At 53.9% G+C, this 22879-nt stretch carries 23 protein-coding genes and 1 tRNA gene; 13 read left to right on the forward strand and 11 right to left on the reverse strand.

Annotated elements, in window-relative coordinates; genetic code table 11:
* The first annotated feature begins 8 nt into the window (after positions 1-8).
* Both QVZ43_RS10925 and QVZ43_RS10930 read left to right on the forward strand, forming a co-directional pair.
* Positions 9-1217, forward strand: coding sequence for a tyrosine-type recombinase/integrase (locus QVZ43_RS10925; protein ID WP_302909963.1), 1209 nt, complete (start codon positions 9-11; stop codon positions 1215-1217).
* Positions 1204-2013, forward strand: coding sequence for a carbohydrate kinase family protein (locus QVZ43_RS10930; protein WP_302909964.1), 810 nt, complete (start codon positions 1204-1206; stop codon positions 2011-2013). The genes QVZ43_RS10925 and QVZ43_RS10930 overlap by 14 nt, the downstream gene beginning before the upstream one ends.
* Positions 2014-2070: 57 nt before the next feature.
* Here QVZ43_RS10930 and QVZ43_RS10935 read toward each other — a convergent pair whose 3' ends face one another.
* Positions 2071-2535, reverse strand: coding sequence for a DUF4124 domain-containing protein (locus QVZ43_RS10935; protein WP_302909965.1), 465 nt, complete (start codon positions 2533-2535; stop codon positions 2071-2073).
* Between the two features lie 24 nt (positions 2536-2559).
* The gene (locus QVZ43_RS10940; RefSeq protein ID WP_302909966.1) at positions 2560-2931 is read right to left on the reverse strand and encodes a hypothetical protein; all 372 of its coding nucleotides are present in this window, start codon (positions 2929-2931) and stop codon (positions 2560-2562) included.
* A 275-nt stretch (positions 2932-3206) separates the two neighbouring features.
* On the opposite strand from QVZ43_RS10940, the gene QVZ43_RS10945 reads away from it, so the two are divergent.
* Both QVZ43_RS10945 and QVZ43_RS10950 read left to right on the forward strand, forming a co-directional pair.
* Complete coding sequence (locus QVZ43_RS10945) at positions 3207-3404, forward strand: helix-turn-helix transcriptional regulator (RefSeq protein WP_302909967.1); 198 nt, start codon at positions 3207-3209, stop codon at positions 3402-3404.
* 337 nt (positions 3405-3741) lie between these two features.
* A complete protein-coding gene (locus QVZ43_RS10950) occupies positions 3742-5427 on the forward strand; it encodes a replication endonuclease (protein WP_302909968.1) in 1686 nt (561 codons plus the stop codon).
* 1232 nt (positions 5428-6659) lie between these two features.
* On the opposite strand, the gene QVZ43_RS10955 is transcribed toward QVZ43_RS10950, so the two are convergent.
* From QVZ43_RS10955 to QVZ43_RS10980, 6 genes are all read right to left on the reverse strand, one after another.
* Positions 6660-7475 carry a TIR domain-containing protein gene (locus QVZ43_RS10955; protein WP_302909969.1) on the reverse strand — a complete coding sequence of 272 codons (816 nt, stop codon included), beginning with the start codon at positions 7473-7475 and terminating at the stop codon, positions 6660-6662.
* 259 nt (positions 7476-7734) lie between these two features.
* A complete protein-coding gene (locus tag QVZ43_RS10960; protein ID WP_302909970.1) occupies positions 7735-8862 on the reverse strand; it encodes a PIN domain-containing protein in 1128 nt (375 codons plus the stop codon).
* 696 nt (positions 8863-9558) lie between these two features.
* Positions 9559-9645: transfer RNA gene (locus QVZ43_RS10965), tRNA-Leu, on the reverse strand.
* A gap of 77 nt (positions 9646-9722) precedes the next feature.
* Positions 9723-10343, reverse strand: coding sequence for a class I SAM-dependent methyltransferase (locus QVZ43_RS10970; protein ID WP_223793524.1), 621 nt, complete (start codon positions 10341-10343; stop codon positions 9723-9725).
* 30 nt (positions 10344-10373) lie between these two features.
* Positions 10374-11615: a saccharopine dehydrogenase family protein gene (locus QVZ43_RS10975; RefSeq protein ID WP_302909971.1), complete on the reverse strand. Its 1242-nt coding sequence runs from the start codon at positions 11613-11615 to the stop codon at positions 10374-10376.
* Between the two features lie 32 nt (positions 11616-11647).
* On the reverse strand, positions 11648-12067 hold the full coding sequence (locus QVZ43_RS10980) for a hypothetical protein (protein WP_223793522.1): 420 nt from the start codon (positions 12065-12067) through the stop codon (positions 11648-11650).
* 201 nt (positions 12068-12268) lie between these two features.
* On the opposite strand from QVZ43_RS10980, the gene QVZ43_RS10985 reads away from it, so the two are divergent.
* The 8 genes from QVZ43_RS10985 to QVZ43_RS11020 all read left to right on the forward strand — a co-directional run bounded on the left by QVZ43_RS10985 (position 12269) and on the right by QVZ43_RS11020 (position 17851).
* Positions 12269-12598: a hypothetical protein gene (locus QVZ43_RS10985; RefSeq protein ID WP_302909972.1), complete on the forward strand. Its 330-nt coding sequence runs from the start codon at positions 12269-12271 to the stop codon at positions 12596-12598.
* 11 nt (positions 12599-12609) lie between these two features.
* On the forward strand, positions 12610-13098 hold the full coding sequence (locus QVZ43_RS10990; RefSeq protein WP_302909973.1) for a hypothetical protein: 489 nt from the start codon (positions 12610-12612) through the stop codon (positions 13096-13098).
* Between the two features lie 223 nt (positions 13099-13321).
* On the forward strand, positions 13322-13486 hold the full coding sequence (gene napE / locus QVZ43_RS10995) for a periplasmic nitrate reductase, NapE protein (RefSeq protein ID WP_223793519.1): 165 nt from the start codon (positions 13322-13324) through the stop codon (positions 13484-13486).
* 24 nt (positions 13487-13510) lie between these two features.
* Positions 13511-14008, forward strand: coding sequence for a ferredoxin-type protein NapF (gene napF / locus QVZ43_RS11000; RefSeq protein ID WP_302909974.1), 498 nt, complete (start codon positions 13511-13513; stop codon positions 14006-14008).
* A complete protein-coding gene (locus QVZ43_RS11005; RefSeq protein ID WP_302909975.1) occupies positions 13998-14249 on the forward strand; it encodes a chaperone NapD in 252 nt (83 codons plus the stop codon). The genes napF and QVZ43_RS11005 overlap by 11 nt, the downstream gene beginning before the upstream one ends.
* 9 nt (positions 14250-14258) lie before the next feature.
* On the forward strand, positions 14259-16754 hold the full coding sequence (napA, locus tag QVZ43_RS11010) for a periplasmic nitrate reductase subunit alpha (protein ID WP_302909976.1): 2496 nt from the start codon (positions 14259-14261) through the stop codon (positions 16752-16754).
* A gap of 8 nt (positions 16755-16762) precedes the next feature.
* A complete protein-coding gene (locus tag QVZ43_RS11015; RefSeq protein ID WP_302909977.1) occupies positions 16763-17254 on the forward strand; it encodes a nitrate reductase cytochrome c-type subunit in 492 nt (163 codons plus the stop codon).
* 9 nt (positions 17255-17263) lie between these two features.
* Positions 17264-17851 carry a cytochrome c3 family protein gene (locus QVZ43_RS11020; RefSeq protein WP_223793514.1) on the forward strand — a complete coding sequence of 196 codons (588 nt, stop codon included), beginning with the start codon at positions 17264-17266 and terminating at the stop codon, positions 17849-17851.
* A 74-nt stretch (positions 17852-17925) separates the two neighbouring features.
* Here QVZ43_RS11020 and QVZ43_RS11025 read toward each other — a convergent pair whose 3' ends face one another.
* From QVZ43_RS11025 to QVZ43_RS11035, 3 genes are all read right to left on the reverse strand, one after another.
* Positions 17926-18792 (reverse strand): putative RNA methyltransferase, encoded by an 867-nt coding sequence (locus QVZ43_RS11025; protein ID WP_302909978.1) that lies wholly within the window; start codon positions 18790-18792, stop codon positions 17926-17928.
* Positions 18793-18900: 108 nt separating this feature from the next.
* Complete coding sequence (locus QVZ43_RS11030) at positions 18901-19842, reverse strand: electron transfer flavoprotein subunit alpha/FixB family protein (RefSeq protein ID WP_302909979.1); 942 nt, start codon at positions 19840-19842, stop codon at positions 18901-18903.
* Entirely contained in the window at positions 19843-20592 is a 750-nt protein-coding gene (locus QVZ43_RS11035) for an electron transfer flavoprotein subunit beta/FixA family protein (RefSeq protein ID WP_223793511.1), read from the reverse strand.
* 517 nt (positions 20593-21109) lie between these two features.
* Here QVZ43_RS11035 and QVZ43_RS11040 point away from each other — a divergent pair.
* A complete protein-coding gene (locus tag QVZ43_RS11040) occupies positions 21110-22762 on the forward strand; it encodes an electron transfer flavoprotein-ubiquinone oxidoreductase (protein WP_302909980.1) in 1653 nt (550 codons plus the stop codon).
* The last annotated feature ends 117 nt before the right edge of the window (positions 22763-22879 follow it).

Below are 22879 nucleotides of genomic sequence, written 5' to 3' on the forward strand. Positions count from 1 at the left end.
GGCCGGACATGCGAATCACCAAGAGCTTTGTCGATAAGGTCGAGATCCCAAAGGCCAAGCCGGACGGATCGGCCGCCCAGACGTTTTACCGGGATTCGGCCATCGCCGGGTTTGGCCTGCGCGTCACCAGTGGCGGCGCCAAGTCCTTCATCGTTGAGAAGCGCGTGGATGGGCGGGTTAAACGAAAGACGCTCGGCCGTTACGGAAACCTGACGGTGGAACAGGCGCGCAAAGAGGCGATGAAGTTTTTGGGTAAGGTTGCCTCGGGCGTGGACCCGATTCGGGAAATTCAGGAACAACGCGCCCAGCGCGTCACGCTCAAGGACGCCTTCGAGGATTATCTGGCCACCCGGAAGAACCTGAAGCCGAACACCCTCAATGACTATCACCGCTCCATGCGGGAGATGTTCAAGGACTGGCAGACCAAGCCGCTAAAAGACATTTCCCGCGATATGGTCCTCAATCGCCATGCCGAGTACGGGCAACGGAGCCATGCCCGCGCCGACAACGGGATGCGAATACTCCGGGCAGTATTCAACCACGCCCTCGAGCGCTATCAGGACGCATCCGGAAAACCTTTCCTCGTCGCTAACCCGGTCAATGTCCTCAGTCATCAGCGCGCCTGGTACAAAGTCAAAAAACGCCAGAACCGGATCAAGGACCATGAATTGAAGGCCTGGTATGACGCCACCATGCAGCTGAACAATCAGACCACGCGGGACTACCTGCATCTGGTGCTGCTCACCGGGCTCCGTCGCACCGAAGCGGCTACCCTCACCTGGGATCGGATCGACTTTCAGGAGAAAACACTGACCATTACGGAAACCAAGAACGGCGAAGTTCACCGGCTGCCGTTCAGTGATGCCATTGAAGCCCTACTCTCTCGGCGTTTTGCAGAACAGTCCAGCCCGTATGTGTTTCCGAGCGACGCCGAGCGGGGCCACCTGTCCGAACCGCGAACGGCCATCCAGCGCGTGACCAAACTATCGGGCGTCGAATTTACCCTTCACGATCTCCGGCGAACGTTCATTACCGTGGCTGAACGACTGGATATCCCCGCCTACGCGCTCAAGCGCCTGATGAATCACAAAGACCCGAACGATGTGACCGGGGGCTACATCATCTTTGACGTTGAGCGCTTGCGGCTGCCCATGCAGAAAATCACCGACTTTTTTACAACCCAGTTTGCCAAGGAGCCCGAGAATGTCGTTGCTTGATCCTGAGTTATTTGTGCGGCGCGACCCGTTCGAGCATTACGGGCTCAGTCTGGAGGAACCGCTCAAGGCCCAGCATAAAGAACTGACCCTCTCTTTCGGCTTCATTATCTGGAGCTGCCAGGAGCAACTTGCCGGGCGATCCACGGAAGAGCTCCAATACGCGGTAGAATTTTTAAACTGGCTCATGGGCGAGGCTCAGGAGCGTCACAAAACGGAATCTTGGAAGCAAATCAAACAAGGAAAAGAAACCGTCTTTCAAACCGAACCCCGGCAACTACTGACGCTGTTCGAGGACTACGACCTCGATGATCAGGAAGAGTTTCCCAACGCAGCACCGGAAGACTATTTCGCGGCTTTGGCGATGGCCAAATGTTACGAGGCCATGGAGACCCACGAACGGTTAACGCCTTACGAGAAGGGTGAGACCTCCTTTGTAGTCGAGGGCTATCCCGAGGATTTACAACTTTCCCTCTACCATAACGCCATTCGTGCGCGCGATAGCTTGCTATCGGAGGCTCGCGACCTCGTCGCCTTCATTGACGGGATTCGATTCGCCCAACTGCGCACCAGGAACGATGGGAAGCGGGGCGCAAAAGCCAAGAACACCAGGTTCGCCCGACTGAATCGGCGCTTGATGGACGTTTATGACGAGAGATACCAGCACCTGACCAACCGTCATGCAGCCAGTCGACTCTACGAGGAGTTCCGCGACGAGGTCGAGGGTGTCTTGAGAACCGACGATCCCATTCAGCGGATCAGCATTTGGATCGGTCGACACAGGAAAACGGCAAAATAGCCGCGGCAATGAGCCCCGGCTATCTCAAGCCAAACATGGCGGCTATGGGTGGTGTGATCAGTAATTTCGAACGTACGAGCTGAAGTTAGACACACACCCGTCTTTGAAATAAACGTAGTTGGAGTTCCCGGTCGGCCAATGATAGGCCCACTGAACACTTCCTGAAGAGGTATTAATGGACGTGGGCGCGCCCCATGACTTCCTGACGTGCTCAGGCTTCATACCTGTTTTCAATCTCTCCTTAATAATCAACGTCTTGAGCTCTGTCGAGTTGATGTAAGCACACGACGTAGGCTTCGATTCCTTTTTACGTAACTTGGACGGCTGATAGGTTTCAATATCGGTCCCCGTATCCAGCCGCATCCCTGATTTCGGGGGAGCGTCAACCTGGACGCGCTCGGCCGCATCACCGCAAGGTTCATCTGTAAAGGACACCTTGCCACCAACCTCACACTTGTAAATCGCGGCCGACGTGGCAGCCGGAAACAGGAGCGCCAGTAGCAAAAAGAAAGGCTTTTTCATTGTTAATCCTCAGTGGTAACCGGCTTATTGGCGGAGTGTAACCAGCTCACCCTCTACCTCGATGCAGTTATGGGGGGAAGGTAAACCAAGGAATCCGGGTTTGTTCTTTTGAACTTGATCTATCCGAACGTTCACAAGCAAGTCACCCTTTACGCCATCGTCCTGACCATTTTTGATCGCATCGTCCATGGCTCGCTGAAGCCTCGAATTGTTGGGCATGGCTCCAACCTTGTGGCAGTCCTCTCCCACTACCCGAACGGCAGTGCCCGAGTCATACTCGAGATTGCGCACGTTATAGCTGGAAGCTGCGGTAAATTGACCGAGCCGGTATTCCGGAGTCTGTGCACAGCCAACAAGAAAAAAGCTCACGAACGCAACCAAAAATATCCTATTCATTACAAATCCTTAGCGTTTTTTTTCAAACTAATATTTAGCAAAACAACTATCCGGTTTTGTGTGCCCGTAAGCAACGAAATCTGACAGGTTTTGCATTCGTTTATATTTCAGTTGCGAATGCTCAATCAAGCCACCCTCCTCTTACGCTCCGAGCCTTCGAGTCAGCCAAGCGCTTATTCCTACCCCCCAGAAATATATTCCTAGCCCCCAAACGACTTCTAAACGGAGCCATAAACCCAGAACCTGCTCCTATCGAGAAGCAACGGAGCATAACCATGACCAAACAACTCTTAACAACCAAAGAAGCCGCAGACTATCTGGGGGTCAGCAAAGCATTTCTGGAACGGGACCGCTGGGCCGGTGCCCGCATTCCCTTTATCAAAATCGGGAGTCGTTCCGTTCGGTATCGTCTAAACGACTTAACCGATTACATCGAGAAGCAGATTCGTACTTCAACCTCTCAGGTCGCGTGATGCACCCGAAGGCCGTTAGGTTAACTGTCACAAGGACTGTTAACGGACCCAAAGCCGGGCCGAGCAGACCGAACTCCGTTAACGATTTCCGAACCGTTCGGAATTCGTTAATGGAAGCCGCACCCCAATACGGGGGCCGGTCCACTTCGTTAACCAAGTCGAACCAACCCCTAAAGGTTCGAATGCCCCGACTGTACCCCGGTAATCACGGGGTTTGTGCCGGGTACAGACCTTATAGGTCGGGGTACACCAGCCCTTCCTCTTCGGTTTTGGATCGCGCGCGCTTTGCTCTATCGATCATCGGCGATATTTGGTTTGCCCTGTTCGAGGGAAGACGATGAGCGCATCACTTCCACTCGGTCCCTTTAATTGGTTAAAGGGAGAAGGTCGTCCCTATGCACTCGGTGATGTTCGGTCCCGAAAAATGTTGCGGACCGTCGAAGAAAAACATCCCTATCTCAAAAAACGGGCCTTTAATCGTTATCTTCGGATCGCAGACAGTTCGACCTACCATCAGGCGGACATGTGGCTTGAAGATGTGCTGAATCGCCTGAATCTGCATGACGATTTCGGCGGACTAAAAGCCGACTCCCCTTTTGAGCTTTTTCGTTCATTTTCAGAAAACGTTTCCCAGCGTCTTGAGCGCGAATTCACCGGGCACGCGGTCGCTGTTGATGGAAAAGAAGCGCTCCATCTCTTGATCCGGGAAACCAACAAAGCAGGAATGCCATTTCCAGTGGATCAGAAAGATCTCACCGACAAGGAGAAAGTCATCCCAGGCATGGCGCGAGTCTTTGATCCCGCCTGGTGGCGCCGAAAGCTGAGGAACAAGGCCTACCAAAATTCCGAGAGTGTGTACCGGGAGCTCGGGCTGGTTTCCAAAGCCAAGAACCTCTATGTGAGCGAATACAACTTCCGACGTTACCTTGCCGCCCAAGCCAGCAATGCCGAACTCTTAGAGCTACTCACAGCAGAAAACCAATTCGGCTACACCGCAACCCTGGCCTCCTTAAAGGAAAGGTCCGTCAGCAACCCTAGAAATCGTCGCAACGAGACGATGATGAGGATTGGAGGGCTGGAAGACTATGCGAATGAAAATGGGCACGTTGGGGTGTTTTATACCCTGACCTGTCCGTCGAAGTATCACGCCACCCACCAAAACGGGCACATGAACGGCAAGTTCGATGGCGCCTCACCTCTCGACGCCCAAAAATACCTCAATAAAGTTTGGGGCCGCGTACGTGCTGCGTTCAAACGAAAAGGAATCGAGATATACGGAATCCGAACTGTCGAGCCTCACCACGATGGTACTCCGCATTGGCATCTCCTTTTGTTTTTGGATCGAGAATTCCTTCCGGAAGCTAACCGGATATTTCACGCGCATGCCCTCGAAGAAGATGGTGACGAAAGCGGTGCAGCGGAAAACCGATTTGTCATTGAAGAGATTGACCCGGAGAAAGGTAGGGCCACTGGCTATGTCGCCAAGTATGTATCCAAGTGCATCGACGGGCATGAAGTCGGCGAGGACTCGTACGGCAATGATGCAGTTGAGTCAGCCGCTCGCATTAGGGCCTGGGCAAGTATTTGGGGTATCCGCCAATTTCAATTCACGGGCGACCCCGGCGTAACGGTTTATAGGGAGCTCAGGCGCCTTAAGAACATTGAGGGGAACCGTGAAGGCCTACTTCAGGAGCTCGAGATTGCGGCAGATAACGGGGATTGGAAACGCTACGTCGAGCTTATGGGCGGAACTTGTACCCACCTAAAAGATCGGCCACTTCGGGCTCTTATGGTGCCCAAACCTACTCCTTCCAAATACCACGAAACTGTTGAGAAGCTGAAAGGTTTAGTTGGCTCTGCAGGTCAAATCATTACCAGGATTTACGACTGGACGATCAGCCGAACCCGACCAACGGGCGATGATCTTCAGTGTTCCGATTCGTGCGAGGTTGCAGTAAGAGGCGCGAACGCGCCTCCTTGGAGTTCTGTCAATAACTGTACGCGAAGACCCTATGGAATATAGCTCTTTTGCCATCCACGCAGCACAGGGATCTGCCAAGACGCGAAGTGCCTTGGCATCGCAGATATCTGATTGCTCTTTAGCTTCTAGCGGTCGAAAAGCTGGAGTATTGACTCGTATTCAACTTCGATCCAAGAATTCTCCTTCACAGTCTTCTTGGTTGAGTAGTTCTGAGGAGGGCCTACCCTGTCTTTCTCATCAATACCACTTGCCAAAAGAATTGCTGCAAACACAGCGTTGATTTTTTCGTCGTTGTGAGGCCAATCATCTGCCACCGCAAGAATCATCGAACCCCAGGGGGCACCGCTAGCCGGATTAGCTCCCTCATGTATAAGCCTTCCCGCAATCAGTGGGCAGTTGTTAACGTATGCAGCATATAGCCCATTCCACTGTGCCCACGATAATAATCTCCGGCGTCTGGTCGACGGTAATCTATGGCTTTATCCAGGTCCTCACAGCTTTTTCAGCTTTGAAAATCCGTAGATAAACATTCGGAAGCCAGAGTAACTGGCGATGTGAGCATTACAGAAAAAAAAGCAAATAGCTTCGCCACAAGGACATAAAATGAATCCTATTCGAGCAATTTTTTAGATCTTGAACCATAAAACAAGCAAGCCAGCAATAGTCGGTCCGCTGACTAATCAACATCAGTCAAGCCTACCGCTACCGCGGTTTTCTTTTACTTTTTGCATTGCTTCTTGGAGGGCCGCTTTGCAGCGCGGGATACCCATTTATTGCTGAACAACCTCACTGAGTTCGTATTTGTTGTGTGAAATATCCTTCACGAGCTCATTAATTGTGCAATAAAAAATCCCGCTAGAGATGCTTTCGAAAACCGGTACCATCGAAATTGCCTCTGACCGAAGTTCCGACTCCGATTTTCCAGCTTTAACACCGGCTCCTATATAATCTTGGGCATTTGGATAAATTATGGATTGTTTTCACCAATCCACTTCTTCATAAAAGTTTTGATAGTCCCAGCCTTTTTCGTATCCGAAAGCGGAATGAGTGATGGCAATCAAGAATAGGAATGAATACTTCGATAACTTCATACAGCTCCTTTCAAATTTTAAGTGCTATCGGGACTCTCAATGATCAGAGCACGATTCGCGCAAATAGAAATCACAGGTCTTTGGGTGGCGAAGTGAAAAAGGTCAGCAGGTGTGCCTGCATATTATGGTTCAAGAATAAATCCCTCTAAGCGACCCTAGCCGAAGATGGCAGCAAATTTGATATTACATATGAATCTCGAAACCAGCCGCCTTGAGTTCTTTTATAATTGAGTAGGCTTGCGTATCGATAGAATCGCCAACCTTTTTGTAAATGAGTCCGCTCAGATCGCTAGGGACGACCACCTCCCCCTTGTGCAGGCAACAAACCCGATTTCGCCCAAGCATAGCCACGAAGTATCCGAACTCGAAAATCACGTTTGGGCGTGCTCGAAACTCAGTCATTCTTTGGGACTCATCAACCCCGATTTGATCAACCGTGTAGCTCACTTCATCCGGAGTTAACAAAATGAACGCGAAGCCGACGTCACTATGTTTCTCGAACTTTTCTATGATTGTGGCGCCTTCGTCGGCTTCTCTATGAAGAACTACAGGAATTAATCCAACTTCGCGAAGGAATCGCTCAACATCCGTTTTTAGACCCTGGTCATGACCGTGAACCACGAAAACCTTATTGGAGAGGGCTGGCGAATTCGAAAAGCTATTGTGTGTTTTTAGCTCACCAAATGTATCGTTCTTAAGGGTCTCAACCAACATTTGAAGTGCTTTAATGAAATTGCTTTTCACAATTTCGAATTTATCCCGCCCATTGTTCTGTGTTCGGATTCCCGCCCCCTTGTGGGCTAGCGCTACGGCCGGCGAGTTTTGCGACAAATGCTTGGAAACCAGATTGAGGGCTCTTATTTTGAAGGTCTTCCATTCCGGCGTATCTGCGCCTGCAAATTCGCCCGGATGTGATGAGTGCGGGAAGCAAAAATTCTGGAAATCAAAATTTTCACCTTCTTCAATGAGTGCTTCGACGAGTACAATTTGACTTTCCATTTAAATCATCTTTCAATTTGACCGATCAAATTAGGGTGCACCCAAAGAACCGATGGGTTTTTGTTGCCCGTTGTCCTGCAAAAGCCCCGAATTCCCTCGTTGATATGTCCTTCGGCTTTCAAAAAGGCATCATTTTCCAGTGCTTTGATCATTTTCAGCTCGAAATAAGCCTCCCTGTTTTTCTACAGTATTCGCGCCAGCCGTTACCGAGGCCCTGAAATGGGCCTGCGATCAAAATACAAACAGACGTAAGGCTTTACTATACTGTCTGGTCTTCACTCCACCAGTCAGGCTCGATTTCGCCAAAATCAACTTCTGTTGGGTACGAGAGGAGCTCAAATCCAGTCAGCTCCACTCCTTCTTCTCCCTGAGAAAAGTCACCCTCGAAGGTCAACAAAACTTCTGATTCGAACTCAATCGTCTCAGAGGCAGAGGCATGACCAATAATGACATAGTCCTTATCGATAGAATCTCGAACAGACAGCGATAAAGAAGCCGCAGCCTCGGCTATGACGTTAATTTTTGCCTCTACAACCAGTAGCTCACCCCGACCTTGGACCGGCTGCAACAGAGCATTCCCTGCTTTGTCCAAGACGAAGTCGAAATCAACCAGCGAAACATCCACATATTCCGGATCATAGTAAAACTGCGATGTCGCTTCAGGGTACAGTACGAGGTTCTCAACCGCCCCTTCCAAGTAGCCACTCAGCAGATCATACAGCTCCTCGGGGCGCCCTTGGGGAAGAGTAGTAGAGATCCGTGAACAGAACTGAATGGCATCCGATGGGGGCTGAAATTTCGATATAGCTTCTGCGAGATCTTCAATTACTTCGATATATTCAGAGTCGTCAGCAAACCGTTTCCAGTCATTGTCCTTAGCTACAGCTAAAATCTTGCACCCGTTTTTTTTCCCCCAAGACTCAAGGGAAAGCAGTGCAATTGCATCCGGGAACTCATTCTTTTTGTTCCCAGTAGCAGCGAATGGTGGCGCCGACTCGAAATATCTTTTAATGATCTGGTCTAAGTCGACTTGACCCACTGCGGGAATAATCTCTGCCCCGGTGGACGCCACAAATGCCGCCAACCTGCGTTTGGCCACCTCCCCATCCTCTACGTCCGGAACAAGGGCCTCCTTCGCTAACTCCACCTCACCTTCAGAAGCGGAAAGATGCTTTTTGCTATCGCGAAGGGCTTTAAGAACCTGCTCACGTGCGTCACCTGCCTTCTTTTTGAGGTGGCCGTGAACTTCTCGCACAACCATCTCTGATAGAACTAGGTGCAATGGACGTCCCTTGAATTGCTCAAGGGTCTTGAGAATACCAGACTCGAGTGCCAATCCTTTCTCGTCGAAAATTGAGGTATCTATTGTTATTGCGCCGTAATCCATTATTTGGCTCGATCTCTCTATGTGGGTCTAACGCTCGGCTAGAACCTTGTTAGGCATTTTGATCTGACGAATGAACTCAAAGTCATTTATCGACTCACTGAGTTTTAGTACATTTTGAAAGTTGGTCAAAAGGCAATCGTGAAGCCCTCCTATAGCGAGTCCTGTGACGGAGTCGTCCATTTGCTGCAGTATCTCGCGCTAGCTCTTCATGGTTCCATGCACGTCCATAGACCTTAAACAGTTTTTCAGCATGGTTGCCTTCGATTAACAAGACGTTGAAATCGGTAACTGCTTCAAATTCACACAAGAATGGAACACATCCACGGGCAAGGACATCCTCAGCTCCCCAGGTTACGTAGCGCGCTGCAGACATCTGAGAATTTGTGAATTGGCCGCTCACTCCTCAAGATCCCTACTCTCCGTACTGACTACAACGAAAAAAACTTATAAAACATAAATTTACCTAACTGGAAGCTTCCGTTCCAAGTATCATCTGAAAGTTGTAAGCAAAAGACGCCCAATACCTTCACATCAGGCCACAACCTCAAGGGCAAGGGCAAGGGCAAGGGCAAGGGCAAGGGCAAGGGCAATTCGATTGTCGGCAAAAAGACGGGGGCACAGTGTCTACATTGCGTCTACACAAAAAAAACCAAAGGCGCGAGACGCTCGAAGAAAATCTTAACTAATTGATTTATATGGTGCCCGGAGCCGGAATCGAACCGGCACGACCGTGAGGTCGAGAGATTTTAAGTCTCTTGTGTCTACCAATTTCACCATCCGGGCATCGGAAGGGAGGCATTGTATAAGCGCTGGTTCGGTAACGCAATTCGGTCTGGGTCTGCCGGCCGGATAAGGTCGTTTCAGGCTATGACGGCCCGCCCTTTGTAGATATAACCGGCAATTTTCGGCGTTTTCGGGAGGTAGAGGTTTTCCATCTCCTGAATCCGGAAGCCACTCCCCTTGATCAGTTCCGCGATGGGCCTATCCAGATGGCAGCCGCCGGCGAACTTCTTCCAGGTTGGCGTGATTCGGTGCTGCCATTTGCAGACGCTGGCATCCGCCGATTCGCCGTGCTCCAGAAAAAGCAATTCCCCCTCTGGCTTCAGCACGCGCTTCATTTGCTGGAGCGCCGCCGACCAGTCCGGGATGGTGCACAGCGTGAAGGTCAGCAATACCGTATCCACGCTGTTATCGGCCAGGGGGATCTGTTCCCCGGGCAACCCCAACCACTCCACGGGTACCGGTGACCGCTCAAGATTGCCCTGCGCCTTGCGCCGCATGCCTTCTGATGGCTCCAGCCCGTACACCAGATCAACCGTTTCGGGATCATAAAACTCCAGATTAATGGCAGATCCCATGCCAACCTCAAGCACCGTGCCTTTGGCATGGGGGACAACCTGGCTGCGAAGTTTCATCACATGCCCTTCGGAGCAGGCCCAGTTAATCACATGCGGTAGAATGCGTTCTTCGTAAAAGCTCACTGGACCTCCTCCATTTCGGGCGTGTTGACCTTACCGGGTTTCGACAACCTCGAAGGTAAGACCGGCTTTACTGGTCAGTCGTTCCAGCAGGTCGCCATCGAGCAAGGTGGATGGGGTCCAGAAACCGCCTTCCTTTTCCTTGGGTATGTCGAACGCCAGGCACATGCCGGCCTCTCCCAGCATTTTACCGGTGGAGCCGTAACCCGGGTCCCGGTCGCCAGTCACTTTGGTGATCATGGTTTTGCCATCGGGCGTCCGCCCCACGAAACGCAGGTCGTAAAACCCGTTTTCCTGCTCTTCCGGGCTGGGCCCTTCCCCCGGCTGGGGTACAAACTTGTTCACCAGCCAGCTGGTTGGCTTGAAGGCCGAGGCGGTAAAGAAACTCGCAAGGGCTGCGGTCATGCCATAGGCAGTGAACCGGCCCTTATTGCCTTTACCCGTGATCATCGCCTCATCGTAGGTAAACTCCTTGCCATACCGCGCCGACTGCAGGGCGTTGGAGCGATGCACGATTCGGGTGTTGATGGCGCCCATAACAAACGGGGCCAGCCAGGCGTTGAAGGTCTTGTCGAACTCGGCGCCCTTCAGACTCGGCTGCCGAGTTTCCGAGCGGTGTTCGGGCGGGCACAGGGAGAACGGGTTGGCCAGCTCCTTGCGCAGTTTGGGGTCCGCTGCGGCTTCCCGGGCGATGTTCATCATGGAAGCGACGGTCCCACCGGACATACCGCCTTTTGCGGCTTTCACGCGCATGCGAACATCCTGGCAGGGCACGCCGAAGGTTTCTTCCGCCTTGCTCTGCAGGAACCATACGCCCATATCGGACGGGATTGAGTCAAACCCGCAGCAGTGGACAATGCGTGCGCCCGAGGCTTTGGCCTGCTCCTCGTAGGTCTGGATCATGCGGCGAATCCACTGAACCTCACCGGTCAGGTCACAGTAATCGGTGCCGGTTTCAACACAGGCTTTTACCAGTGGCTCGCCATAGAGCGCATAGGGGCCAACAGTGGAGATCACCACGCGGGTCTGCTCGCACAGGTTACGAAGAGCCGCCTCATCCGAAGCGTCAGCAACGATGACCGGCAGGTTCTCGCCGTCCTTGCCCAGGTCCGATTTCAGGCTCTTGAGCTTGCTTTCCGAGCGCCCCGCCAGAGCCCATTTGACATCCTTTCCTTCGCCGTAGTTGTCCAGCAGGTATTTAGTGAGAATCTGGCCGACGAAACTGGTCGCACCAAAGACTACGAGGTCATAAGTCGCGTTCTTTGAAGTTGTCATTGTCTGTCCTTTGTTTTTCGCGCGAATGGAATTTAGTCAGAACTCTGCAGCGATTGCCCGCCGCCCGTCATTTTCATGAAAATGGCCACACCAAGGCCCCAGAATCCGTTGAGCAAAAGCCCACCGACCCAAGTGGTCGAGGTGACATCCAGCCCCTTCATCGGGAACACCACCAGCATCGCCACGGCCGTTGGCCCCAGTGCCCCGATCACGATGTGGCCGATCCAGTAACTGGCTGAAGCCAGTCGCCCGGCCAGAAACCAGATGACGATGCCCCACAATCCGCCAAAGAAACTGAGGGAAATCACAGAGGGAACGCCCAGTGGAGGCACCGGCGCGAGATTGTAGGGTGGAACGGGCGTCATACCTGCCAGATGCAGCAGTGCAAACAGTCCCTGATGGAATATCAGCGTCGACAGAAAACCGGCGATAAAAGCCTTGAGCCAGATCATGATCGGGTCCCTCGATCCTTAGGGTTATTTAACTAATTGATTTTGCATGCTGAAGGCGACGAGTGCAATTCATCGTAACAGGTACCCCATCCGGCTTTCTTTCACCCTTGCGCTGATATCAGTGTCTTCAAGGCCAATCGATTGTCATAATTGATGCGGCAAACTGTCAGGGATTACTCCAAGCTGCCAAGGAGGCTTTAATTGGCTACCTTTCTCATCATTCTCACCCTGTTGCTCGTTCTGTTCAGCGCGTTCCTGTGCTGGCAACTGATCATGCAGCAGCAATTGATTACCCGCATGCTGAAGAACAATGACCTCACCGGGTCCACGCAGGAGCCTGAGCTGGTCCTGACCCTGCGGGTGATTGATCCGATCGGCCTGGCAAAACGTGAATCCAAATCCGCCCGCGTTCTTGCCGACAAGCTGCCCATCATGGTGCGCAAAATGGTCTATCAGGAAGTGATGAAGGAACTCGAGCAGGAAATGTCGGAACGAAACATTCCGGTTCAAATGCACATTGAGTACCGGTAGGAGGCAGACTCATGCCCCCATATGCCATTGCCACACTCGCTCTCCAGCTCCTGGCGCTTTGCGGCCTGGTCTACGTATTCTCTGGCATCCGACGAACCAAAAAACAGCTACGCCTGTTAAACAGTCATCAGATTTCAGCCCAGAGCGCTATCCAGAAAGCCCGGCTTGATATGCTGGAACTGCGCAATCGCACCCGGTTGCTCGAAGACGCCGTCACTGGCGGGACAACGGCCGTGGAAAAGGTACACAAGGCCATTTCCAACACCACCTTCGGGCTGATTGATCTGTTCTCCAAAGACGAAGACTTCAAGGTCAGTGCCCGCCAGGCCAAGAGCAGCCACGATGAAACCAGCGAAAGCTTTTACAACACGGTGCGAACCACTAACCGTGCGCTGCGGAGCCTGGCCGATGTGATCATCGTGAACAAAAGTGAAAAAAAGATATCCGCCGGGAAAGACTCGCCGAAAAAAATGTCCAGCAAGGATTCCTCGGACCACTGATCAAACCTTCTCGCCTTATCAGAGGGTTAGCACGCTACCCTCGCCCTACCCCGGGTTTCTGAAATCCGCCGCCCCAGCCGTTTCTGGCGCGGCCGGCGAGTTCTACTACACTCTTTGAAGTCCCTAATCTGCCAAACGCGCCCGCATCAACGACCACCGCAGCGCCGATGAACGCTTTTTTCCTTTGGGTCGTGTCTGCCGCGCCATTCTGATGAGACCCGCCATGACCCAGCAAACAGACCCGCAAAGCGAGAAACGAGCAGAGCGCAACACCTTCATTTTCCTGGCGGTGTTTCTCGCGCCCATCCTGACGGTGGCGATTGTCGGCACCTATGGCTTCATCATCTGGTTCAGTCAGCTGATCTTTGGCCCTCCCGGAGTCAGTTAATCGATGGCAGGAGCAAAACCTGTCGTGGACAGGTCAAGACGCAACCTCCTGTTGGGCAAACCCCTGCAAGTGGCTCCGCCACTCCGGTTGCCCTGGCTCGTCAGTGAAGCCGTTTTCGCGGAAGGGTGTACTCAGTGCGGTGACTGCCTGTCGGCGTGCCCGGAGGACATTCTGGTACGGGGTGAGGATGGCAGCATTCGCGTGGACTTCAGCGGTGGCGAGTGTACGTTCTGCCACAGATGCGTTGATGCCTGCGCCGAGCCCCTGTTTCGGGCCGCGGACGAGCCGGCCTGGTTGGCCGCCCTGCACATCAAGGACAACTGTCTGGCCAAAAACAGTATCTACTGCCAGAGCTGCAAGGATGTTTGCGATGCCCAGGCCATCGAATTCCGCTACGACAGTGCCATTCCCACACCCCGCATCCGGCAGTCACTCTGCACCCAGTGCGGGGCGTGTGTTGGCACCTGCCCCAGTCAATCCCTTGAACTGATCCCGTTGTTGGAGCCCGACTATGCCCAATAGCAAAGAATACCATGTGGCCAGTTTTATCAGCCTGATTGATGTAAGCCGGAAGGATGCCGTATTGGACTCTATTCGAGCGACACCCGGCGCAGAAGTGCACGTCACCAACGAGCAGGGAAAGGTCGTTTTCACCATTGAAGCTGAGCAGCAAGGCGTGATTGGTCAACGTGCCGACCAGCTCAAGCTCATTCCCGGCATGTTAAGCCTGTCGCCGGTTTATCACCAATATATTGAAGAATAGGACGCGACCATGAACATGAACCGTCGTGAGTTTATTAAAGCAAATGCTGTAGCGGTAGCGGCAGCCACTGCGGGGGTCGCACTACCTGCCGGCGCATCCAACCTGATCACCAGTTCCGATATCACCAAACTGAAATGGGACAAAGCGCCCTGCCGGTTTTGCGGTACCGGGTGCAGCGTCAACGTCGCAACGCTGGATGGTAAAGTCGTTGCCACCCACGGCGACATCAAGTCACCGGTGAACCGAGGCCTGAACTGCGTCAAAGGCTATTTCCTGTCGAAGATTATGTACGGCGAAGACCGTCTGACCCAGCCGCTGCTGCGCATGAAAGATGGCCAGTACGACAAGGATGGTGATTTCACGCCCATTGAATGGGATGAGGCGTTCGACCTTATGGCGGAAAAGGCCAAGGCCGCCCTGGAGAAACACGGCCCGAATGGCGTCGGGATGTTTGGTTCCGGCCAGTGGACCATCATGGAGGGCTACGCGGCGTCAAAGCTGTACAAGGCTGGCTTCCGATCCAACAATATTGATCCGAACGCCCGCCACTGTATGGCGTCGGCGGTTGTCGGGTTCATGCGCACCTTTGGTATCGACGAGCCCATGGGCTGTTACGACGACATCGAAAATGCCGATGCGTTTGTGCTCTGGGGCTCCAATATGGCGGAGATGCACCCGATCCTTTGGACACGGGTTACCGACCGCCGCCTGAGCGCGCCCCATGTCAAGGTGGCGGTGCTATCAACCTTCGAACATCGCAGTTTTGAACTTGCGGATAACGGGATCGTTTTCACGCCCCAAACCGACCTCGCGATCCTCAATTACATTGCCAATTACATCATCGAGAATGATCGGGTTAACAAGGACTTCGTCGACAAGCACACCAACTTCAAGCTCGGCAACACCGACATCGGCTACGGTTTGCGGCCCGAACACCCGCTTCAGAAAAAGGCCAAGCATGCGGACGACGCAGGTGCGGCCAGCCCGATTACGTTTGAGGAGTATGCAGACTTTGTCAGCGAGTACACCGCCGACTATGTGTCAGAACTGTCCGGTGTTTCAAAGGAAAAGCTCGAGCAGCTAGCGGAGCTATATGCCGATCCGGACACCAAAGTCATGTCCTTCTGGACCATGGGCTTCAATCAGCACACCCGGGGAGTATGGGCCAACAATCTGGTCTATAACATCCATCTGCTGACCGGGAAAATTGCCACCCCGGGCAACAGCCCATTTTCGCTGACCGGCCAGCCCTCCGCCTGCGGAACCGCCCGTGAAGTGGGCACCTTTGCCCACCGTTTGCCCGCCGATATGGTGGTGATGAACCCGGACCATCGCAAGAAGGCGGAAAAAATCTGGAAACTCCCTGACGGTACCATCAACCCCGAACAGGGATACCACGCCGTGCTACAAAACCGCATGCTAAAGGATGGCAAGACCAACTTTTACTGGGTTCAGGTGAATAACAACATGCAGGCGGCCGCCAACGTGAACGAGGAGGGCTTTCCGGGCTATCGCAATCCGGATAACTTCATCGTCGTCTCGGACGCCTACCCCACGGTAACGGCCCAGGCCGCCGATTTGATTCTGCCTGCGGCCATGTGGGTCGAGAAAGAAGGCGGTTACGGAAACGCCGAACGCCGGACGCAGCTCTGGTACCAGCAGGTTTCAGCGCCGGAAGGTGCTTATTCCGACTTGTGGCAACTGGTCGAGTTTTCGAAGCGCTTCAAGGTCAGCGAAGTGTGGCCCCAGGAACTCATCGACAAAGCCCCCGAGTACAAGGACAAAACCCTTTATGAGGTGCTGTTTACCAACGGCCAGGTGGACCAGTTCTCCCTCGATGAAATTCCGGAGGATCGCCTCAATCAGGAAGCCCGTCATTTTGGCTTTTACATCCAGAAAGGCCTATTTGAGGAATACGCCGCGTTTGGTCGCGGAAAAGCCCATGACCTGGCCCCCTTTGACAGGTACCACGAGGTGCGTGGATTGCGGTGGCCGGTCGTGGACGGCGCAGAGACCTTGTGGCGTTTCCGGGAGGGCAGCGATCCCTACGTTGAGGAAGGCACCGGCTTCCAGTTTTACGGCCACGAGGACAACCGGGCGGTCATTTTCGCCCTCCCCTATGAACCACCAGCCGAGTCCCCCGATGAAGAATACGACCTGTGGTTGTCGACCGGGCGCGTTCTGGAACACTGGCATTCGGGGTCGATGACCCAGCGGGTTCCTGAGCTCTACAAGTCCATTCCCGATGCGGTTGTCTACATGCATCCGGATGACGCGAGGAGCCGGGACCTTCGCCGGGGCGATCTCGTCAAAATCGTTTCAAGACGAGGCGAGGTGCAGACCAGGGTGGAAACCCGGGGGCGAAACAAACCTCCCGTTGGCCTGGTGTTTATGGCGTGGTTTGACGCAAGCCGGTTAGTGAACAAGGTAACCCTGGACGCAACCGACCCCATGTCAAAACAAACCGACTTCAAAAAATGTGCTGTACGCATAGAGAAGGCTTAGGGGGCAGCATGAAACTTTCCATAGTACCTCTCCTCGTAGCAAGCACCTTACTCGGGATCGTTTCGCTGGTGGTGTCTGCCGATGACATCGCCACCTTGCGCAATGCAACGGCTATCGACACCCAGAAGGAGCCCGAAGCCATCCCGAAAGTGAATAACGATGACGTCAGGCGCAGCCGGGCCTATCCCATGCAGCCGCCGCTGATTCCGCACAAGATCGACAACTATCAGGTCGATCTGAATGCCAACAAATGCATGTCCTGCCATTCCAGGGAACGTATTGAAGAGTCGCAGGCTCCGATGGTCAGCGTCACCCACTACATGGACAGGGACGGTAATTTCCTGGCAGAAATATCCCCTCGCCGCTATTTCTGCAACCAGTGTCATGTGGTTCAGCACGACGCCAAGGAGCTCGTCTCAAACCAGTTTGTGGACATGTACCAACTCATGAATCAAAAACAACAAGAATCCGGAAATCAGCCTGCTGAAAGCAGTGACTGAGGAGGTGCTATGAAAAATACCATCAAGCGTATTTGGCACACTCTCAGGCGCCCGAGTGTCCATTACAGTCTGGGAACGCTGGTGATTGGAGGCTTCGTTGCCGGCATCATCTTCTGGGGCGGTTTTAACACTGCCCTGGAGGTCACCAATACGGAAGCTTTCTGCACCGGCTGCCATGAAATGCGGGACAACGTGTTCGAGGAGCTTAAAACCACCATTCACTACACCAATCGATCGGGCGTCCGCGCGACCTGCCCGGACTGCCATGTCCCCCATGACTGGACGGACAAGATCGCCCGGAAAATGCAGGCCTCCAAGGAAGTCTGGGGGAAGATATTTGGCACCATCAATACGCGGGAAAAATTCCTCGCCAAGCGCCGCGAGCTAGCAGAGCATGAGTGGGCTCGCCTGAAGGCGAACGATTCCCTCGAGTGTCGCAACTGTCATAACTTCGAATACATGGACTACACCGCCCAGAGCGGGCGCGCGGCCCAGCAGCATTCAACGAACCTGGCCAGCGGCGAAAAAACCTGCATTGATTGTCACAAGGGGATCGCCCACGAATTACCGGATATGTCCGGCATTGAGGGGTGGTGATGACATTAGGTTGATGGGGCAGGCAGTGGCTCTGACGTCGATGGCCACTGCTGGGACCCAGATAACTTGCTCCATCAGCCTACGGCTTGCATCTTCGGTTCCTTTTTCCTGAAGGCCTGGATTACGGCGTCGACCGTCACAGTCAACGAGTCCAGCGCTTCCGCCCTCGCCTTTCCATCAGCCCTCGCCCGATACAGGTGCGGCGTCATGGCCAGCAGATCCTGAATATCTTCCCGGTTATCCAGGGTCATCTGATAGGTCACCCGGATTTCATCCAGGCTTTCAAAGCCGGCAGGGACCGCCCGTTTATCGGCTGGCGGCTTCAACTCGGGGTAAATAATCTCGCGCAGTTCCCGCAAGTGATCAGGCCCGGCATCCACCTGAACCAGTAAACCACCTTCCTTCAGAACCCGGTAAAACTCGCTGTAAACCGGAAAGCCAAACAGACTCAGCACACAGTCGAGGGTGTCCGACTCGACGGGCAGATTCGCGTTGCTGGCAACCACCCAACGAACAGCGCGCCGATCCTGCTGAGCAGCCTTCAAGACGGCCCATTTGGAAATATCGTTGCCGATCAGTTCGCAATCACGATCATCCGGTAGCGTTTGTGCCAGTTGGCGGAGGTAATAGCCCTCTCCACACCCGGCGTCGAGGCAGCGGAATGGGTTGGCGCTCTCAATTCCAGTGCGAACCGCCTCGCTTATCCCTTCTGAAATAGGCCTGTAGAACCCTTTCTGCAAAAATCGTTGCCGGGCAGCAACCATCTCCTTACTGTCGCCGGGGTCCCGGGATTTCTTTTTCTGAACCGGCAGCAGGTGAATATAGCCCTGTCGCGCAACATCGAAGCTGTGGCCGTTGGCGCACCGCCAGGATGATTCCTGCTGGTTCAGGGGTTCGCCATCAAGAGGGCAAGTCAGTGCAGTAAAGGGAATGGAAGGCACAGGTGTCAGAATCCAGGTTGGAGAGAAGAAACCACTGAGACAGTTTAGGACCCATAAACGAAAAAAGGCACCCGCGTGGGATGCCTTTTTTCTGAGCGGAACCGAAAGTTACAGAACTTTCTTCAGCTCTTCTTCCAGCTGCGGCACCGCTTCGAACAGGTCGGCAACCAGTCCATAGTCAGCCACCTGGAAGATCGGCGCTTCTTCGTCCTTGTTGATCGCAACGATCACCTTGGAGTCAGACATACCGGCCAGGTGCTGGATGGCACCGGAGATGCCGACGGCAATGTACAGCTGCGGAGCAACGATCTTACCGGTCTGGCCGACCTGCATGTCGTTGGGAACGAAGCCGGCATCAACCGCTGCACGGGATGCACCAACCGCTGCGCCCAGCAGGTCAGCAACGCTTTCCAGCATCTTGAAGTTGTCGCCGTTCTGCATACCGCGACCGCCGGAAACAACGATGCCGGCGCTACCCAGATCAGGACGATCGGATTCTGCCAGCTCTTCGCTGACGAATACGGACAAGCCTGCATCCTTAACAACGTCCAGCTGCTCAACCGCGGCGGAGCCACCTTCTGCGGCTACGGGATCAAACGCGGTCGGACGAACAGTGATCACCTTGATGCTGTCGCTGGACTTAACCGTCGCGATGGCATTACCTGCGTAGATCGGACGAACGAAGGTGTCGTCAGACTCAACGCGGATGATGTCGGATACCTGGGCAACGTCCAGCAGCGCAGCAACGCGCGGCATGAAATCTTTACCTGTAGTACCGGCAGCGGCCAGGATGTGGCTATAGCCTTTACCAGCTTCGGCAACCAGCTCACCGAGGTTTTCGGCCAGGAAGTGCCCGTAAGCGGCGTTGTCGGCAACCAGTACCTTGTTTACGCCTTCTGCCTTGGCAGCAGACTCAGCGACGGCACCGCAGTTTTCACCGGCAACCAGAACGTCAACGTCACCACCGATGGCTTTGGCAGCCGCTACCACATTCAGGGTAGCCTGCTTCAGGCTGCTGTTGTCGTGTTCAGCAATTACCAGGATGCTCATTTAGATCACCTTCGCTTCGTTCTTCAGTTTATCGACCAGCTCAGCTACGTCAGCCACCTTAACACCAGCCTGGCGAGAGGCAGGCGCTTCTACTTTCAGGGTGGATAGGCGCGGTGAAATATCGACACCCAGATCTGCCGGAGAGGTCGCATCCAGCGGCTTCTTCTTGGCCTTCATGATGTTCGGCAGAGAAGCGTAACGCGGCTCGTTCAGACGTAGGTCGGTGGTAACAACCGCAGGCAGATTCAGGCCAACAGTGATCAGACCACCGTCAACTTCACGGGTCACGTTAACCTTGTCGCCATCAACAACCACTTCGGAAGCAAACGTGCCCTGACCCATACCGGTCAGCGCGGCCAGCATCTGGCCAGTCTGGTTGTTGTCGGAGTCGATGGACTGCTTACCGAGGATAACCAGCTTGGGTTCTTCTTTCTCGACAACGGCCTTCAGCAACTTGGCAGCTTCGAGGGACTGAACCTCTTCGTCGGTCTCGACGTGGATACCGCGGTCAGCGCCCAGCGCCAGAGCGGTACGGATTTGCTCCTGGGCAGTCTTCGGGCCAATGGAAACCACAACGATTTCACTGGCAACCCCCTTCTCTTTCAGGCGAACCGCTTCTTCAACTGCGATTTCGCAGAACGGGTTCATTGCCATCTTCACGTTGGCGAGATCAACACCGGTGTTGTCCGGCTTGACGCGGACCTTTACGTTGTAGTCGATTACTCGTTTTACAGCGACCAGAACCTTCATAGATTCCTCGTTCTTCTACGATGGGTTTAAAGACGTCATCAGGAAAAATCGTTAGTCGGCCGGTTTGGCGGCCAATGAAGCGATCCTGATGCCTGTCAGATCAGCGTGAAACCGAAATTATGGGTATCCACACCAAAGGTTACAAACAGCTAGCTGGGCGGCCCTGCTGTCATGGCGGACTAATACTGCAGTCAAAGTAAAGGCGGGTCAATAGGCCCGACTTACCGACTTCCCGCGTTACCAGAGCCAACCCGGCCTTAAGTCTCAACGCTCGCAAACCGGTTGATCCGGTAACTACCCGGTTTCGAGAGTATTTCGGAGAGTACGTACCATGCCAAAGACTTGGCAGAATTTCAAACAAACGTTTGTTTGATTCACCAAATGCGATATCCTCGGGAAACGAAAACTCGGGGCAAACCGCGATGGCCGGTCGTCTGTAAGCAGTTTTACCGGTATGATATCGCCCTTTCATTAGCCTGCGGGCACACTATCCATTAAAGAAGTTGAGGAGACCAACGTGGAACGCGAATCGATGGAATTTGATGTTCTTATCGTCGGCGGTGGCCCTGCGGGCCTGTCGGCAGCCTGCCGTGTCATGCAGTTGGCGCAGGAAGCTGGCGAGGAACTTACCGTATGTGTGGTTGAAAAAGGGTCTGAAATCGGCGCTCACATTTTGGCCGGCACCGTTTTCGAACCAACAGCCCTCAATGAATTGTTCCCGGACTGGAAAGAGAAAGGCGCTCCCCTGAACACGCCGGTCACACGGGACGACATTTTCCTGCTGAAGAACCAGGAAACAGCCACCAAGATTCCGAATGGTTTTGTGCCCAAGAACATGCACAACCACGGCAACTACATCATCAGCCTGGGCAACCTGTGCCGCTGGCTGGCCGAGCAGGCCGAACAGTTGGGCGTAGAAGTCTACCCCGGCTTTGCGGCAGCCGAGACCATCATTGAAGACGGCCAGGTAAAAGGCATCATTACCGGTGACATGGGTGTTGCCCGTGATGGCTCTGAGAAAGACGGCTTCATGCCCGGCATGGAACTGCGCGCCAAGTACACCCTGTTCACCGAGGGTTGTCGCGGACACCTGGGCAAACGCCTGATCAAGGAATACAAGCTTGATGAAGGCAAGGATCCGCAGCATTACGGCATCGGCATCAAGGAACTGTGGGACATCGACCCGGCCAAACACGAGCCTGGCCTGGTTGTGCACACCACTGGCTGGCCTCTGAACGAGAGCGGCTCCACCGGCGGCTCCTTCCTCTATCATCTGGAAAACGGCCAGGTATACGTGGGCCTGATCACCGATCTGAGCTACAGCAACCCCCACCTGAGCCCGTTCGAGGAATTCCAGCGCCTGAAGCTGCACCCGGAAATCCGCAAATACCTGGAAGGCGGCAAGCGCGTATCCTACGGTGCCCGTGCCATTGCCAAGGGCGGTTACAACGCGCTGCCGAAGATGAGCTTCCCGGGCGGCCTGCTGCTGGGCTGCGATGCCGGCACCCTGAACAGCTCCAAGATCAAAGGTTCCCACACGGCCATGAAGTCCGGCCTGCTCGGAGCCGAAGCGGTGTTCGAAGCGCTGAAAGACGGCAAGGCGGGTGAAGAAATCGCCAGCTTCCAGAAGCGCTTTGAAGACAGCTGGTTGTACAAGGAGCTTTACGCCGAGCGTAACTTTGGCCCCGCCATGCACAAGTTCGGTAACGTTGTTGGTGGCGCAATTGCCTTCTTCGAGCAGAACATTCTGCGTGGCAGCCTGCCGATCACCTTTCATGACACCACTCCGGACTACGCCACTCTGAAGCCAGCGTCGGAGGCCAAGAAGATCGATTACCCGAAGCCGGATAACACGCTGACGTTCGATCGCCTGTCATCGGTGTTTATTTCCAACACCAACCACGAGGAAGACCAGCCGGTTCACCTGAAGCTGACCGATCCGGACATTCCGCTCAAGGAGAACCTGCCGAAGTTCAACGAACCTGCCCAGCGCTACTGCCCGGCCGGCGTATACGAAGTGGTTGACAGCGACGACGGCAGCGGCCAGCGCTTCCAGATCAATGCCCAGAACTGTGTTCACTGCAAGACCTGCGACATCAAGGATCCTGCTCAGAACATTACCTGGGTTACTCCGGAAGGCGGCGGTGGCCCCAACTACCCGAACATGTAACCGGGTGTTCACCTGAGGAAAAAGCGGCCCTCATCGGGCCGTTTTTTATTGCCAATAATAGTCATCTGAGCATCAGCCTTTTCAGGGCACAAAAAAACGGCTCCCGAGGGAGCCGTT

This window comes from Marinobacter suaedae (assembly GCF_030519635.1).
In the GTDB taxonomy this organism is placed as follows: Bacteria; Pseudomonadota; Gammaproteobacteria; order Pseudomonadales; family Oleiphilaceae; genus Marinobacter; species Marinobacter suaedae.